The following is a 15,532-nucleotide window of genomic DNA, read 5'->3' as shown; positions in this document are numbered from 1 at the left end:
ACATGTCCCAGCCACCGATCGGAGCGGGGGACAACCCGCCCCCGCCGCCGGGCGGCACGGTCTACGGCAACCCGTACGGGGGCCAGGCCACGCCCCCGTCGTACGGGCCGGCCCAGCCCGACCCGACCCGACCCCAGCCGCCCGTGCCGGGCCAGTACGCGCCGGAGGTCGCGCCGGGCCGGTACGCGCCGGGCGCCGCCCCGGTCCCGGCCCCCGGCCAGCCGATGTCGGCGCCGCCGGTCTCGGGCCCCGGATACGGGCCGCAGCCGATGTCCGCGCCGCCGGTCTCCGGCCCGGGCTACCCGCCGATGTCGGCCCCGCCGGTCTCCGGACCCGGGTACGGGCCGCAGCCGATGTCCGGGCCGCCCGGCGCCGTGCCGCCGTACGCCCCGACCGGGTTCGGTCCGCCGGCGGGCGCGCCGGCCGGCGGGGGCCGGGGACGGACGGCGCTGATCCTGGGGATCGTCGCCGGCCTGCTTCTGGTCCTCGGCGGCGTGATGACCGGCCTCTACGTCACCACCAACGGCAAGCTGGACAAGGCCGAGCGGCAGGTCAGCCAGCGCGACGGCACGATCGCGGCCAACTCGCAGGAGATCGAGAAGCTCAAGGGTGAGCTGAAGACGGTGCAGGAGCGCCTCGCCGACACCGAGCAGGACCTCACCGGCACCAAGAACGACCGGGACGAGCAGGCCCGGCAGAAGAAGGTCATCGCCAACTGCCTGGACAAGCTGACCACCGCGATCACGGCGGCGTCCCGCGGCGACAAGGCCGGCTTCGAGGCGGCCAACAAGGGCCTCGACAAGGTCTGCGACGAGGCCGAGAACTACCTCTGACAGCGCTTCACCCGGTCGACCACGAGGTGGGCGGCGTTCCGGATCTCCGGGACCGCCGTCGACCCCGCGGTCGACGGGTCAGGCGGCGCCGGCGCGGCGGGGCAGCGCCGTGACGCCGGGCGGCGGCAGGCCGGCGGTGGAGGCCAGCAGGGTGCACCAGCCGAGCAGGTGCGGGGCCAGGTCGGCGCGCAGCGGCGTCCAGGAGGCGCGGATCTCGATGTCGCCGGCGGCGGGCGGCCCGGCCAGCTCGCCGAACCGGGTGGAGAGCGTCTGCGTGACCGTGCCGCCGATCGCCCGGTGGCCGGCGCCCTGCGCGTCCAGCGCGTCGGTCAGCCAGGTCCAGCCCACGCTCGGCAGCAGCGGGTCGCTGGCCAGGTCGACCTCCAACTCGGCGGTGACGTAGGTGACCAGCCGCAGCGTGCCCTGCCAGGCCTCATGCCCGGCCGGGTCGTGCAGCAGGATCAGCCGGCCGGTGGCCACCTCGTCGTCGTCGCGCAGCACCGCGGCGGAGAGCGCGAACGCGTACGGGGCCAGGCGCTGCGGGGCGCCGACCTCCTCCAGCACGATCTCCGGGCGGGGTGTCGCCGACCGCAGCCCCGCGACCGCGCGAGCGAACGTTTCCGGGAGCGCGATCGGGGGGGCCATGCGGGCAGCCTATGCCGCCCCCGCCGTGCCGCGCGTGACGGCGCGCCGGGTGATCGACGGTTAAGAAGGGGCCCTTCCTCTACCGCAGGCGTTAAGCGGGGGCCCTTCCTTCTACGTCACAAATGCGGACGGTGAGCGTGGGCGCCGACGGGGCGCGTGGCACGATTGCCGCGATGACCACCGACACCACGGGCACTGCCGCCCGAGACGGAGAACCCCGCCGCGGCGGGCCGGCCGACTCGCCCTTCGTGCGCGCCTGCCGGCGCGAGCCGGGCCCGCACACCCCGGTCTGGTTCATGCGCCAGGCCGGCCGGTCGTTGCCGGAGTACCGGGAGATCCGGGCCAGCGTGCCGATGCTGGAGTCGTGCCGCCGGCCCGAACTGGTCACCGAGATCACGCTCCAGCCGGTCCGCCGGCACGGGGTGGACGCGGCGATCCTGTTCAGCGACATCGTGGTGCCGGTGGCGGCGGCCGGGATCGACCTGGACATCGTGCCCGGAACCGGGCCGGTGGTGGCCGAGCCGGTGCGGACCGCCGCCGACGTCGAACGGATCTCCCCGATCGGCCGCGACGAGGTGTCCTACGTGGACGAGGCGGTCCGGCAACTCGTCGTCGAGCTGGGCGACACCCCGTTGATCGGCTTCGCCGGGGCGCCGTTCACGCTGGCCAGCTACCTGGTCGAGGGCGGGCCGTCGCGGACCCACGCGAAGACCAAGGCGCTGATGTACGGCGACCCGGAGCTGTGGCACGCGCTCTGCGCCCGGCTGGCCGAGGTGACGCTGTCGTTCCTGCGGGTCCAGATCGACGCCGGCGTCTCCGCGGTGCAGCTCTTCGACTCCTGGGCCGGCGCGCTGTCCGAGGCCGACTACCGCCGCTTCGTGCTGCCGCACTCGACGTACGTGCTGGGCGGGCTCGCCGACGCCGGCGTGCCCCGGATCCACTTCGGGGTGGGCACCGGCGAGCTGCTCGGCGCCATGGGCGAGGCCGGCGCCGACGTGGTCGGCGTGGACTGGCGTACCCCGCTGGACGTGGCCACCCGCCGGATCGGGTCGGACAAGGCGGTGCAGGGCAACCTCGACCCGACCGTGCTGCTCGCCCCGTGGCCGGTGGTGGAGGCCGAGGTGCGGCGCATCGTCGAGCAGGGCCGGGCCGCCCCCGGCCACGTGTTCAACCTCGGCCACGGCGTCCTGCCGGAGACCGACCCCGACGTGCTGACCCGGGTGGTCGCGCTGGTGCACGAGCTGTCCGCGCGACCGGCCCGCTAGGAGGAGTCGTGGCGCGACCGTGGCGGGTGGCGATCGTCGGTGGCGGGATCACCGGGTTGGCCGCCGCCGTCCGGTTGCGCGACCGCGCGCCCGCCGGCACCGAGATCACCGTGTACGAGCAGTCCGGTCGGCTCGGCGGCAAGCTGCGCACCGGTGAGCTGGCCGGTGGTCCGGTCGAGTTCGGGGCCGAGTCGTTCCTGATGCGGGACCCGGCCGGCGGCGAGTCGGCGGCGGTCACCCTGGCCCGCCGGCTCGGGCTGGACGCCTCGATCGTGCACCCGACCGTCGGGCAGGCCGCCCTGCTGGTCGACGGCGGGCTGCGCCCGGTGCCGGGCGGCACGCTGGTCGGCGTACCCGGGGATCTGGAGAAGGTGGCGGCGGTGGCGCGGCCGGCGGACGCCGACCGCGACGCGGGCTGCCCGCTGCTGGCGCCGGACGAGGACGTCGCGGTCGGGGCGCTGGTCCGCCAGCGGCTCGGCGACGCGGTGGTGGACCGGCTGGTCGACCCGATGCTCGGCGGCGTCTACGCCGGCCGGGCCGACGACCTCTCCCTGGTCACCACCATGCCGGCGCTGGCCCGCGCGGCCCGCGCCGAGCACACGCTCGTCGGTGCGGTACGCGCGGCGCAGGCCGCCGCGCCACGCGCCCCCGGCGCTCCCGTCTTCGGCACCCTCGCCGGCGGGCTGAGCACGCTGGTCGAGGCCGCGGCGCGGGCGAGCGGGGCGACGATCCGCCGGGACGCGGCGGTACGCGAGCTGCGCCGCACCCCGACCGGCTGGCAACTCACCGTCGGGCCGACCCGCGACGCCGAACAGGTGGACGCCGACGCGGTGCTGCTCGCGGTGCCGGCCCGACCGGCCGCCCGGCTGCTCGCCGGCGCGGCGCCGGCGGAGGCGGACACCGTCGGCGCGTTGGACTACGCCAGCGTCGCCCTGGTCACCCTCGCGCTGCCCGGCCCGGACCTGCCGGAGCTGTCCGGCTTCCTGGTGCCGGCCGCCGAGGGCCTGCTGATCAAGGCGTCCACGTTCTTCACCACCAAGTGGGGGCACCTGCGCCGGCCGGACGGGCTGGCGCTGGTGCGCGCCTCGGTGGGCCGCTACGGCGACGAGACGTCGCTCCAGCTCACCGACGACGACCTGGCCGCGACCGTGCACCGGGAGCTGTCGGCGGTGCTGGGCGCGCCGCTGCCCACCCCGGTGGCCCGGCACGTGCAGCGGTGGGGCGGGGCGCTGCCGCAGTACACCCCCGGGCACGCCGACCGGGTGGCGGCGGTCCGGACGGCGCTGCGCGGCGCCCACCCGACGTTGGCAGTGGCCGGCGCCGGTTACGACGGCGTCGGCATCCCGGTCTGCGTCCGCTCCGGCGAGACGGCGGCCGAAGAGATCATCACGGCACTGGGAGGATCGGCAGCATGACCGAGCAGACCAACGCGGCGCGGCTGCGGGAGCTCAACGAGACCATCCGCTACACCATGTGGTCGGTGTACCGGGCCACCAGCCCGCTGCCCTCGTTGCGGGAGAACGTCGTCGACGAGGTCGAGTCGCTCTTCGCGGAGCTGGCCGGCAAGGACGTGACGATCCGGGGCACCTACGACGTCGCCGGCCTGCGCGCCGACGCGGACCTGATGATCTGGTGGCATTCGTCGTCCAGCGACGCGCTCCAGGACGCGTACCTGCGGTTCCGTCGCACCACGCTGGGGCGGGCGCTCACCCCGGTCTGGTCGCAGATGGCGCTGCACCGGCCCGCCGAGTTCAACAAGAGCCACATCCCGGCGTTCCTGGCCGACGAGGAGCCCCGCGCCTACCTGTGCGTCTACCCGTTCGTCCGCTCCTACGAGTGGTACCTGCTGCCCGACGCCGAGCGGCGCGAGCTGCTGGCCGAGCACGGCAAGATGGCCCGGGGCTACCCGGACGTGCGGGCCAACACGGTCGCGTCGTTCGCGCTCGGCGACTACGAGTGGATGCTCGCGTTCGAGGCCGACGAGCTGCACCGGATCGTGGACCTGATGCGCGACCTGCGGGCCTCGGGGGCCCGCCGGCACGTGCGGGAGGAGATTCCCTTCTACACCGGCCGGCGCCGCCCGGTCGCCGACATCGTCACCTGCCTGGTGTGAAAGGAAGGGCCCCCTTTTAACGCCTCCGGTAGAGGAAGGGCCCCCTCTTAACACCGACGTGTTAAGAGGGGGCCCTTCCTTACTGCGGGGTGGTCAGGCGGCCGTGGTGCAGGAGAGGATGCCCGGCACCGGGTTGGTGCCGGTCGTGGTGCCGGTGAAGCCGAACGAGGTGCTCGCCCCCGGCGCCAGCGCACCGTTGTAGGACACGTTGCGGGCCGTGACCAGGGTCCCGCTCGTGGTCACCGTGGCGTTCCACGCCGAGCTGACCTGCTGCCCGTTCTGGTAGTTCCAGCTCACCGACCAGCCGCGGATCGGCGACCCGCCGCCGTTGGTCACCTTCACCTCGGCCTGGAAGCCGCCGCCCCACTGACCGGTGATCTGGTAGGTCGCGGTGCAGCCCCCGGCCGGGTTCGGCGTGCTCGGCGGCGTGGTCGGGCCGCCCGTCGGCGAGGTGGTCGGCGATGCGGTGGGCGATGCGGTCGGCGTGGTGGTCGGCGACGGGCCGGCCCCGCCGAAGTCCACGTCACTGCAGAGGTAGTAGGACTGGTCCAGGTGGCTGGCCTGCCAGATGGTGTAGACGATGTGCCGGCCGGTGCGGCCCGGCGCGTTCGCCGGCACCTGGATGGACACGCCCGAGGTCTCGGGCGTCCACTGGCTGGCCGGGGTGTTGCCGATCTGGCCGACCTGCTCCAGGTCGCTCCAGCGCAGCGGCGTGGTCAACGCGTTGAAGCCCTGCTTGGTCACGTACACCCGGATGTAGTCGGCGCCGTGGCTGGCCTGGTCGAACAGCTTGATCCGGAAGTTGTTGGAGATGGACGTGGTCTTCCAGGCGCCGACCGTGTCGAGCGCGTTGTAGCGGCCGGCGGAGGTGCGCCCGCCGCTGCACAGCTGGCCGTCCGGGATGGCGCCCTGGTGGTTGCCGGCGACGCCCTCGCGGAACAGGCCGTTCCAGTTCCACATGGCGCTCGGGTCGGCCTGCCAGGCCTGCCAGCACATCGGGTCCTGGGTGGCCATCGCCGGGTTCTGGAAGTCGCCGCCCCAGCGCTGCCAGCAGCCGTAGTTGCGCGACGCCGGGTCGACCACCGACCCGTGCGCCGAGGCCGGGCCGGAGAACGCGGTGGTGAGCAGCGCCGCGACGACCGCGCAGACGCCGAGGATCGCCGCCGCGAGCGGGACGCGACGGCGGTACGGAGTGGACATGTGAAGCCTCCGGGGTGGGGATGTCGGTGCACGACGCCCGGACTGTCGGGAGTTGCCCTCTCCCGCGTGGCGGCTCCGTCCGCACGCTGCCACAGAAAGCGACAGGCGTCAATTAGTTGGGATTCCGGCGCATCGGGGTGTGCGGGATGCCGTCCTCCACGTAGCCGGGGCCGTCGACCGCGAAGCCGTGCCCGGCGTAGAACGCCACCAGGTGCGTCTGCGCCTCCAGCACGCACGGCCGCTCGCCCACCTCGGCCAGCGCCTCGGTCATCAGCGCGCCGGCCAGGCCCGCGCCGCGGGCGGCCGGCGCCACCACCACCCGCCCGATCCGGGCCACGCCGTCGGGGTCGGCCAGGATCCGCAGGTACGCCAGCACGGCGCCGTCGCGGGTCAGCCAGAGGTGGCGGGTGCCGGGCTCGACGTCCCGGCCGTCGAGTTCCGGGTACGGGCAGGACTGCTCGACCACGAACACGTCGATGCGCAGCCGGAGCAGGTCGTGGAAGGTGCGGGCGTCCAGTTCGGTGAACGCCGCGACGTGTGAGTCGACGGACGGCGGCATCCCGCGATGTTAGGACGCGTCCACCTCGGCGGTGGACTCGACGTCGGGCCGCGCCGGCGCGGCGACCCCGGCGGAGCGCGCGGCGCCGACGCGGCGGGCCACCGTGCCGACCACGCCCACCGCCACCAGGGCGGCGACCACGGTGGCCACCCCCCACGGTCCGAGGCGGGCCAACCCGTCGCTCACCCAACCCTGCACCCGGCCGGCCACGGCGATCACCGGGTCGTCCGCGCCGCCGCCGGCGAACAGGCGCACCTCGTACCAGCCGTACCAGGCCACGTAGCCGCCGGTGAGCACGAGCAGCACGCCGGCGAGCCGGCCGAGCAGCGGCGCCGCGCGGCGGGTGCGCCGGACCAGCGACTCCCGGGCCAGCGCCACGGCGAGCGCGGCGGCGCCGACCGCCAACCCCATGCCCAGGGCGTACGCCACGAAGAGGCCCATGCCGGCGAGCGGACTGCCGGCCCGGAAGCCGGCGACCACCACGGCCAGGAACGGGCCGATCGTGCACCCGAGCGACGCGACCGCGTACGCCGCGCCGAAGAGGGCCATCGGGCCGAACCGGGCCCGTACCGCGGGACCGGCCGCCGGGCGCGGGGTGAACGCCGGCAGTTGCCGGCCCGTGACCAGCCAGACGCCGGCCGCCACCAGCGCCACCCCGATCAGCACCGACACCCAGGGCAGGCGACGCGCCACCGCGTCCGCGGCCGGGCCGGCGAGCAGGCCGAACGTGCCGAAGACCGCGACGAAGCCGACGGTCATCGCGGCGGTCAGGGCCAGCGCCCGGCCCACCGGCGCGAGCGGCCCCCGGGCGGCCGCCGGGCCCTCGCCCGACACCAGCACCGACAGGTACGCGGGCAGCAGCGCGAAGCCGCACGGGTTCACCGCGGCGAGCAGGCCGGCGGCCAGGGCCAGGCCGTACGGGGCGTCGGGCATGTCAGGTCAGCCCGGCGACGCGACGGCGCAGCTCCGCCTGGGACAGGGCGCCGGAGTGCGTCACCCGGCCGGCGGAGTCCAGCAGCACGTACCACTCCTGGCTGCGGACGCCGAACCGGCGCCACACCTCGCCCTCGTCGTCGGCCAGGTTGGGGAACTCCGCGATGCCGGTGTCGCCGGCGAACCGCCGCATCGCCTCGTCGCCGCTGCCCAGCCCGGCCACCCCGATGAGGTTGACCCGGTCGGCGTGGTCCCGGCGCAGCGCGGCCACGTCCCCGGCGACGCCCCGGCAGCGGCCGCACCAGGCCGCCCAGAACCACAGCACGGCCGGCTTCCCGGCCAGGGCGCTGCCGGCGAAGGGCTTCCCGTCGATCGTGCGTACCGTGAAGTCCAGCACGGCGGGGACCGGCGCGGCGGCGGAGCCGGTGGGCGCGGCGGTCGTCCCGGCGGGTGTCGTGGGCGCCGACGTCGGGGTGCCCGGGGCCGACTCGGCGGCCGGGCGGTCGGCCCCGGCGCAGCCGGCGAGGGCGAGCACGGCGGTCAGTGTCAGTGTCAGTGGCAGCAGCGACGATCCGGTGGCGGGCATGGCCGGATGCTAACCAGGCCCGACCGGCGGCAACCCTTACTGCTCACTTACGGTTCGTCTAGGCGGGGCGGGCGCCGACCGCGTCGCGGATCTCGGCGCCCTGGTCGCCCTCGACCGCCCGCGCGCAGTGGGCGCAGCAGAAGAAGCGGCCGGAGACCTCGACGCCGTGCCCGACGATCTTGATCTGGCAGTGCTCGCACACCGGCGCCATCTTGTGCACCGCGCACTCGAAGCAGTCGAACGTGTGCCGGGACCCGTCGACCGTGCGCACCTCGAACGCCATCCAGTAGTCGTTGCCGCAAACTTCACAGGTAGCCATGCGAAACCCCCCGAAAACGGACCTGTCACCCCAGGGTCGCGTGCTCGACACACCAGGGCAACCGGAACGGGCGAACCTGGTCCGGCCCGACGGCGAGTCGCTCCCGGCGTGTCGTGCGTTGACTGTGGTGACCGCTGCAAATCCGGAGGATCCGTGATCAAGCGCAACAAGCTCTTCGGCAACCAGACCCGGGTGACCTTCTCCCTCCCGCGGGACGCCCCGGCCGGCACCGTCAGCGTGGTCGGCTGCTTCAACGGGTGGGAGCCGGGCCGGCACGAGCTGGTGCCGCGCCGCGACGGCACCCGGACCGTGACCGTACGGCTCGGCCCGGGGGAGTACCGCTTCCGCTACCTCGCCACCGGTGGCGTCTGGCTCGACGACGAGGCCGCCGACCAGGTGGACGAGGCCGGCGGCCTGCTGCGGCTCTGAGCGCGGTCAGCCGCCGGTCGGCTCCAACCGCACCGAGATCGAGTTGACGCAGTGCCGGGTGTCCTTCGGGGTGAAGCCCTCACCCTCGAAGACGTGCCCCAGGTGACTGTCGCACCGGGCGCAGCGGATCTCCGTGCGCCGCATGCCGAGCGTGTTGTCGGGGATCTCCTTGACCGCACCCGGGATGGCGTCGTCGAAGCTCGGCCAGCCGCAGTGCGAGTCGAACTTGTCCTGGCTGCGGAACAGCTCCAGCCCGCAGGCCCGGCAGTGGTAGACGCCGGGGGTCTTGGTGTCGACGTACTCGCCGGTCCAGGGCGCCTCGGTGCCGGCCTCCCGGAGCACCCGGAACTCCTCCGGGCTCAGGCGGACGCGCCACTCGTCCTCGGTGCGGGGCAGTTCGTTGTCGGAAAGACTCACCCGTCAACGGTACGTCGGCCGTCGGTGCCATCGCATAGGGTCGCCTGATGGCGGGCAGCAGAAGCGCCGTCGAGGAGATCGAGGTCGCCGGGCGGGCCGTGCGGCTCAGCAGCCCCGACCGGGTGATCTTCCCGCAGCGCGGCTTCACCAAGGCGGACGTCTTCCACTACTACCTGGCGGTCGGCGACGGGATCACCCGGGCCCTGCGGGACCGGCCCACCACCCTGCAACGCTTCCCCGAGGGCGTCGAGGGGGAGATGTTCTTCCAGAAGCGGGTGCCGACGCGCGGCGTACCCCCGTGGATCCGCACCGCGGAGATCAGCTTCCCCAGCGGCCGCAAGGCCGACGAGCTCTGCCCGGCCGACCTCGCGCACGTCGCCTGGGCGGCGCAGATGGGCACGGTCGTGTTCCACCCGTGGCCGGTGCGCGCCGCCGACACCGACCGGCCGGACGAGCTGCGCGTCGACCTCGACCCGCAGCCCGGCACCGACTTCGCCGACGCGGTGACCGCCGCCGGGGAGCTGCGCGGGCTGCTCGACGAGCTGGGGGTGCCCGGCTGGCCGAAGACCTCCGGTGGTCGGGGCGTGCACGTCTACCTGCGCATCCAGCCGCGCTGGACGTTCGTGGAGGTGCGCCGGGCCACCATCGCGCTGGCCCGCGAGCTGGAACGACGCCGACCCGAGCTGGTCACCACCGCCTGGTGGAAGGAGGAGCGGGGCCGGCGCGTCTTCGTCGACTTCAACCAGACCGCCCGCGACCGCACCATCGCCTGCGCGTACTCGCTGCGGGCCAACGCCCGCGCCACCGTCTCCACCCCGGTCGAGTGGGACGAACTGCCCGAGGTCGACCCGGACGACTTCCACCTGGGCACCGTGCCGGCCCGGTTCGCCGAGCGGGGCGACCCGCACGCCGGCATCGACGACGCGCCGTGGGACATCACCCCGCTGCTGGAGTGGGCCGAGCGGGACGCCGCCGACGGCCTCGGCGACCTGCCCTACCCTCCGGAATACCCCAAGATGCCCGGCGAGCCGAAACGGGTCCAGCCCTCCAAGGACCGCGACCGCCCGCGCCCCTGAGCCGCCCGTCGACGAGGGAGGCCGCCGATGAGAGCCGTGGGACCGCGAGCGCCGGGCCGACGACGGCGACGCTGGCCGTGGGCCCTGGCCGGGGTGGTCGTCCTGCTGCTCGTCGCGGGCGCGGTGCTGGTCCGGGCCTACCCCTCGGTCGCCGCGACGACCTGCCCCCGCTGCTACGGGATGGTGCCGGTGCGGGACCGCCTCTATGTCGAACCCGGCCGGTCGGACGCCGACCGGCAGCGGCTCGTCGACGTGTACGACGCGGCGACCCGGCGGGTCGACGACTTCTACCGGGGGCGCCGGAGCGACCCGACGGTGCTCGCCTGCTTCACCCCCGGTTGCTACGAGCGGATCGGTGGCGGTGGCGAGCGGGGGGGTCGCCATCCTCGACCAGGCGCTGATGCTCTCCCCCCGCGGCATCGATCCGGTGATCGCCGCGCACGAACTGTCACACGTCGAGTTCCACGTACGGCTCGGCGCCCGTGCCGGCGACGTTCCCCAGTGGTTCGACGAGGGTCTCGCCGTCCTCGTCGCCGACGACCGGCGCTACCTGTTGCCGCCCACCGAGCCGGACCGCTGCCGCGACGCCTCGCCGGGGCCGCTGCCGGAGACGCTGGACGCCTGGTTGCGGGCCGCCGGGGCGGACGAGCAGGTGTACGCCCGAGCCGCCTGCCGGGTCCACCGGTGGGTGGACGGGCACGGCGGGCCGCGGGCCGTGCTCGACCTGATCGACCGGGTCCGCGCCGGGGACGACATCGCCACGCTCGTCACCGACTGACCGGACCCGACCGACCGGCGGCCCACCCGTACGACGGGTGACCCGCCTTCCCCGCCCCGGTCGTCGATCTTGGAGTTGTGGCGCCTTTAATGCCCCTTCTACGACTTTTCTGAGGTGCCATAACTCCAAGGTCGACAAAGGGGCGGGAGCGGATCGAGTGCGACCGGCGGGGTTGTCCACAGGGGCGGACGGGGGCGGGGCCGGGGCGGGACAGTGTCCGTGTGTGGGGGTACGGGGAGTTGCTGGCGGGTGGGCTGAGTCGGGGCGCGATCCGCCACCGGGTGGAGGCTGAGCGGCTGAGCCGGCTCGCGCGGGGTGTCTACGGCTACGCCGACGACGAGACGAGCCGGCTGCGGGCGCTGTTCCGGCGGTTGCCCCCGGACGCCGTGGCGGGTTTCCACACCGGCGCCGGGCTGCACCGCTTCGGGGCGGTGCGCAGCGAGCGGGTGCACGTCATCGTGCCGGCGGGCGGTGCGGTGCCGACCATCCGGGGCGTGGCGGTGCACCAGAGCGTCCTGCCGATCGGCGAGGTCGTGGAGATGGCCGGGATACCGTGCGCGTCGGCCGCCCGCTGCGCCGTCGATCTGGCCCGGGTGACGCGCCGGGCGGACGCGCTACCGACGCTGGATCTCTGCCTGCGGGTGGGCGCCTGCGGTCGTGACGAGCTGCGGAGGGAGGTGGCGTCCCATGTCGGCCTGCGCGGGGTGCGCCAGGCGGGCCGACTGGTCGAGTTGGCCGATCCGCGCGCGGAGTGCCGGCAGGAGAGCCAGTTGCGGCTGCTGCTGATCGACGGCGGGCTCCCGCCGCCGGAGCCGCAACTCTGGGTACCCGACGACGTCATGGGGATCTACCGTCTGGACCTGGGCTACCGCAGGCAGCGGGTCGGCGTGGAGTACGACGGTCGCTCCCACTTCGACCCGGACCGCCTGCACCACGACCGCGCCCGTCTCAACTGGCTGGCCGAGCAGGGCTGGCGCATGCGCGTCTACACCGCCGCCGACCTCTACCGTCGACCGGAGCGGATCCTGGGCGCCGTCCGCACCCTCCTTCTCGCCGCTCCGTGATCCGCCCCGCACTGCCGCACGCCCTAGGCGACGGAAGGGGCTGGGACGGCGGGAGGTGGCGGGGATAACGATCATGTAACGGGCGCGAACCTTTTCCGGCCCTTCACCGCTCTTCCTGGTCATCGGCCCGTCGGGGGCCACGGGAGGGGTCGGATGAGACTGGTATGGAGGCGGGCCAGGGCGGCGCGAGGGCTGCTGGTGGCCGCGATCGCCGCGGCGCTGGTCGCGATCGCCCTGGTGGCCGGTCTCACCGAGTACAACCGCAGGGCGGTCGAGGCCGGCCAGCAGGCGTTGCTCAACGGCGCCCCGCTGGAGGAGCGCAGCCTGCTGCTGACCGGCCCCGCCGGAGGCGACGCCGCGGAGGCGGCGGAGCGCGACCGGAAGGTCCGTGACGGCTTCGCCGACGGTTTCGGTGGCGCCCGGGTCGACGTGTACGGGGCCCGGTACGGCTCGGGGCGGCAACTCACCGGCGATCTCGGGCCGAGGCCCCAGGACGACGATCTCGTCTTCGCCAACCTGGCCACCCTCGACGACCTCGCGGCGCACGCCGAGCTGACCGCCGGGGCCTGGCCGGTGGCCGGCGCCCGCCCGCTCCAGGTCACGCTGCCGGAGAAGGTCGCCGGCGCGCTCGGCATGGCCGTCGGTGACCGGGTGCCGATGCTCGACCGGAGCACCGACCGGGCCGGCGAGGTGGTGCTCGTCGGCACCTGGCGGCCCCGCGACGCCACGGAGGCCTACTGGCAGTTGGCGCCCGGTGTCGGCGCCGGCAGCGCCCCGGCCTCGGACACCTCGTACGGCCCGTTCGTGCTGGACCCGGCGGACTTCAGCAGGACCTTTCCGAGCCTGGTGTCCGCGTGGTGGGTGGTGCGGCCCGACCTCCCCGCGGTGGCCGGACAGGGCCGGCTGCTGGACGTCCGGGACGCGCTACCGGCGGCCGTCACCGGAGTGCCGGCGGCGGCCGGGCTCGGCGACTCCGCCCAGGTCGTTACCGCGATGGACCGGCTGCTCGGGCGGGCGGCCGGCGCCGACCTGGTGGGCCGGTCCTCGCTGGCCACGCCGGTCCTGCTGATCGTGGTGCTCGGCGGGTACGCCTTGATCCTGGTGGCCGCGCTCCTGCACGCCGACCGGCGCAACCAGACCGCCCTGCTCCGGGCCCGTGGCGCCGCCCGACACCAGTTGGCCGGCTTCGCGGCCCGGGAGGCGGCGCTCGTCGTGCTGCCGGCGGCCGTGGTCGGCCCGTTGGTCGCCGACGCCGCCCTGCGGCGGGTCGGCGCGTCCGCCGACGGCGGCCTCACGGCGCTCTGGCTGGCGGCCGCGCTGACCGGGGCCGGATGCCTGGTCGCGATGGTCGCCCCGACGCTGCGGAGCACCGGCACCTACGTCGCCGACATGGCGGCCCGGTCGCGGCCCACCCGGTCCGCCGCCGTGCAGCGGGCCAGCCTCGATCTGGTGCTGGTGGGCTTCGCGGTGCTCGCCTGGACCCAGCTGCGGCAGTACTCCTCGCCGATCTCGGGCGCGGCCGGCCGGCTGGGCATGGATCCGCTGCTGGTCGCCGCGCCGACGCTCGGCGTCCTGGCCGGCGCCGTGGTGGCGCTGCGGCTGCTGCCACCCGCGACCCGCTTCGCCGAACGGTTCGTCGACCGCCGGCTGTGGACCGCGACGATCCTGGGCATGTGGCAGGCGGGCCGCCGCCCGCACGCCGGTCCGGTGCTGCTGCTCGCCCTCGCGGTCGGCGGCAGCACACTGGCCTGGTCGCTGGTGGCCACCGGCGAGCGTTCCCAGGTCGACCAGGCCGACCACGTGGTCGGCGCCGATCTGCGGCTGACCGAGCGCGGCGGGGTCGCTCCGCCCGGTCGGCCGGCGGAGGTCGCGGCGCTGCCGGGCGTGCGGGCGGCCCTTCCCGGGTGGCGGGACGAGATCCGGGTCGGCCGGGCGGACCTGCCCGCCACGGTGGTCAGCCTCGACGCGGCGGGCGCCGCGGGCGTGGTGCGCCTGGACGACCGGCTGGCCACCGAGCCGGGGCCGGCGTTGTTCGACCGGATGGTCCGGTCGCGCGGCCCGGCTGCCGGCGTCGTGCTGCCCGAGGGCGCGCGGTCGATCACCGGCTCCGTCCGCACCTGGGTACGCGACGCGGTCGCCCCCCAGCGGGTGCAGGTCTGGCTGCTCGTGACCCGCGCGGACGGACTCGCCCTGCGGCTGCCGGTGGGCACCGGGGACGAGTCGGGTCGACGGGTGCCGTTCCGCATCCCGCTCCCCGTCGCCGGTGAGCTGCGGCTGGCCGGTTTCGAGGTCGACGGCGGGGACGTGGCCGGGACCGCGTACCGACTCGGGGTGAACGACCTGCGCGTGGTCGACGCCGCCGGCACGGCCCGGCCGCTGTCCCTGGGCGCCGACTGGAAGGCGATCGGGGCGGCGGCCGGCCCGAGGACCAGGGTCGACGCCACGGCTACCGGCCTCACCGTCGAGAACGACGTCGTGCTGGTGGCCGGCGGACAGTTCGCGTACCAGGAGTCCTCACGCTTCGCCGTGGTGCCGACGGGTGAGGCTCGTCCGGTTCCCGCGCTGTTGACCCCCGGGGTGCGCGAGGCACTCAGCCTACGCCCCGGAGAGACGGTCACCCTCTCGCTGTCGGGGGTGTCGCTGCCGGTGACCGTGGCCGGCGAGGTGGACGCCGTGCCGTCCGCCACCGGCGAGGGCGTGCTGCTGGACATGCCGGCGGCGACCGACTGGCTGATCCGCGAGAGCGGCGCCGTGCGGCCGGTGCAGGAGTGGTGGCTCGGCGCCGCCGACGACGGCGCCCGGCAGGCGGCCGGGGAACTGGACGGCGTGAGCGTCCTCGACCGGCGCCAGACGGCCGACCGGGCCGCGGCCGATCCGTACTGGCAGGGGGCCCGCACGGGGTTGCTCGTCGCGGCGCTGGGCGCGGTGCTGCTGGCGCTCGTCGGGCTGCTCGTGGACGTGTGGGCCACCGCCCGGCGTCGCCTGGGCGAGTTCGCCGTCCTGCACACGCTCGGCGCCACGCCCCGCCTGCTGGCCCGGGCGCTGCTGGCCGAGCAGACCTTCCTGGCGGGCATCGGGGTGGGCGTCGGGCTGCTGCTCGGGGCCGGTGTCGGCGTGACGATGGCCCCGCTGGTCATCCTCACCCCGTCGGCCACCCGGCCGGTGCCCGAGGCGGCCTTCGTCCTGCCGTGGCTGCCGGTCGGGCTCACCGCGGCGGGCCTCCTGCTCGCGGCGCTGGCCTTCAGCGCGTTCATCGCCTTCGGCATCCGGCAGCGGGTGGCGGCGGCACAGCTGCGAATCGGGGGAGACCAGTGA

16 protein-coding genes are annotated in these 15,532 nt (G+C 75.1%); 9 read left to right on the top strand and 7 right to left on the bottom strand.

Features of this window, described 5'->3' with window-relative positions:
• Positions 1–2 precede the first annotated feature (2 nt).
• Entirely contained in the window at positions 3–833 is an 831-nt protein-coding gene (locus GA0070622_RS25030) for a hypothetical protein (protein WP_091579459.1), read from the top strand.
• A gap of 78 nt (positions 834–911) precedes the next feature.
• Here GA0070622_RS25030 and GA0070622_RS25025 read toward each other — a convergent pair whose 3' ends face one another.
• Positions 912–1,478, bottom strand: a complete 567-nt coding sequence (locus GA0070622_RS25025) for a DUF3000 domain-containing protein (RefSeq protein ID WP_091579455.1) — start codon at positions 1,476–1,478, stop codon at positions 912–914.
• Positions 1,479–1,651: 173 nt separating this feature from the next.
• Between GA0070622_RS25025 and hemE the strand changes: the two genes are divergently transcribed.
• Genes hemE through hemQ form a run of 3 tightly spaced genes read left to right on the top strand, consistent with a single transcriptional unit; the run spans position 1,652 to position 4,856 of the window.
• Entirely contained in the window at positions 1,652–2,743 is a 1,092-nt protein-coding gene (gene hemE, locus GA0070622_RS25020) for a uroporphyrinogen decarboxylase (protein ID WP_176558834.1), read from the top strand.
• 8 nt (positions 2,744–2,751) lie between these two features.
• Positions 2,752–4,158, top strand: coding sequence for a protoporphyrinogen oxidase (gene hemG / locus GA0070622_RS25015; RefSeq protein WP_091579447.1), 1,407 nt, complete (start codon positions 2,752–2,754; stop codon positions 4,156–4,158).
• Positions 4,155–4,856, top strand: coding sequence for a hydrogen peroxide-dependent heme synthase (hemQ, locus tag GA0070622_RS25010; RefSeq protein WP_091579442.1), 702 nt, complete (start codon positions 4,155–4,157; stop codon positions 4,854–4,856). The genes hemG and hemQ overlap by 4 nt, the downstream gene beginning before the upstream one ends.
• A 93-nt stretch (positions 4,857–4,949) precedes the next feature.
• Here the strand turns inward: hemQ and GA0070622_RS25005 are convergent, their stop codons facing one another.
• The 5 genes from GA0070622_RS25005 to GA0070622_RS24985 all read right to left on the bottom strand — a co-directional run bounded on the left by GA0070622_RS25005 (position 4,950) and on the right by GA0070622_RS24985 (position 8,453).
• Entirely contained in the window at positions 4,950–6,056 is a 1,107-nt protein-coding gene (locus GA0070622_RS25005) for a lytic polysaccharide monooxygenase auxiliary activity family 9 protein (RefSeq protein WP_091579439.1), read from the bottom strand.
• Positions 6,057–6,168: 112 nt separating this feature from the next.
• The gene (locus GA0070622_RS25000; protein ID WP_091579436.1) at positions 6,169–6,615 is read right to left on the bottom strand and encodes a GNAT family N-acetyltransferase; all 447 of its coding nucleotides are present in this window, start codon (positions 6,613–6,615) and stop codon (positions 6,169–6,171) included.
• Positions 6,616–6,624: 9 nt separating this feature from the next.
• On the bottom strand, positions 6,625–7,548 hold the full coding sequence (locus GA0070622_RS24995) for a cytochrome c biogenesis CcdA family protein (RefSeq protein WP_091579432.1): 924 nt from the start codon (positions 7,546–7,548) through the stop codon (positions 6,625–6,627).
• Position 7,549: 1 nt separating this feature from the next.
• Positions 7,550–8,134, bottom strand: a complete 585-nt coding sequence (locus tag GA0070622_RS24990; protein ID WP_091579429.1) for a TlpA family protein disulfide reductase — start codon at positions 8,132–8,134, stop codon at positions 7,550–7,552.
• Positions 8,135–8,192: 58 nt separating this feature from the next.
• On the bottom strand, positions 8,193–8,453 hold the full coding sequence (locus GA0070622_RS24985; RefSeq protein ID WP_091579424.1) for a Prokaryotic metallothionein: 261 nt from the start codon (positions 8,451–8,453) through the stop codon (positions 8,193–8,195).
• A 153-nt stretch (positions 8,454–8,606) separates the two neighbouring features.
• On the opposite strand from GA0070622_RS24985, the gene GA0070622_RS24980 reads away from it, so the two are divergent.
• The gene (locus tag GA0070622_RS24980; RefSeq protein ID WP_091579420.1) at positions 8,607–8,882 is read left to right on the top strand and encodes an isoamylase early set domain-containing protein; all 276 of its coding nucleotides are present in this window, start codon (positions 8,607–8,609) and stop codon (positions 8,880–8,882) included.
• A 6-nt stretch (positions 8,883–8,888) separates the two neighbouring features.
• On the opposite strand, the gene msrB is transcribed toward GA0070622_RS24980, so the two are convergent.
• On the bottom strand, positions 8,889–9,299 hold the full coding sequence (gene msrB / locus GA0070622_RS24975; protein ID WP_091579416.1) for a peptide-methionine (R)-S-oxide reductase MsrB: 411 nt from the start codon (positions 9,297–9,299) through the stop codon (positions 8,889–8,891).
• A 47-nt stretch (positions 9,300–9,346) separates the two neighbouring features.
• Between msrB and ligD the strand changes: the two genes are divergently transcribed.
• The 4 genes from ligD to GA0070622_RS24955 all read left to right on the top strand — a co-directional run bounded on the left by ligD (position 9,347) and on the right by GA0070622_RS24955 (position 15,532).
• Positions 9,347–10,375 carry a non-homologous end-joining DNA ligase gene (gene ligD / locus GA0070622_RS24970; RefSeq protein WP_091579411.1) on the top strand — a complete coding sequence of 343 codons (1,029 nt, stop codon included), beginning with the start codon at positions 9,347–9,349 and terminating at the stop codon, positions 10,373–10,375.
• A 361-nt stretch (positions 10,376–10,736) separates the two neighbouring features.
• Complete coding sequence (locus GA0070622_RS24965) at positions 10,737–11,153, top strand: hypothetical protein (protein WP_141684631.1); 417 nt, start codon at positions 10,737–10,739, stop codon at positions 11,151–11,153.
• A 221-nt stretch (positions 11,154–11,374) separates the two neighbouring features.
• The gene (locus GA0070622_RS24960) at positions 11,375–12,217 is read left to right on the top strand and encodes an endonuclease domain-containing protein (protein WP_091579403.1); all 843 of its coding nucleotides are present in this window, start codon (positions 11,375–11,377) and stop codon (positions 12,215–12,217) included.
• 153 nt (positions 12,218–12,370) lie between these two features.
• Positions 12,371–15,532 (top strand): ABC transporter permease, encoded by a 3,162-nt coding sequence (locus GA0070622_RS24955; RefSeq protein ID WP_091579399.1) that lies wholly within the window; start codon positions 12,371–12,373, stop codon positions 15,530–15,532.

It is taken from the genome of Micromonospora sediminicola, from assembly GCF_900089585.1.
Taxonomy (GTDB): Bacteria; Actinomycetota; Actinomycetes; order Mycobacteriales; family Micromonosporaceae; genus Micromonospora; species Micromonospora sediminicola.
Note: the sequence above shows the minus strand (reverse complement) of the source record. Positions and strands in the feature narration are given on the sequence as shown.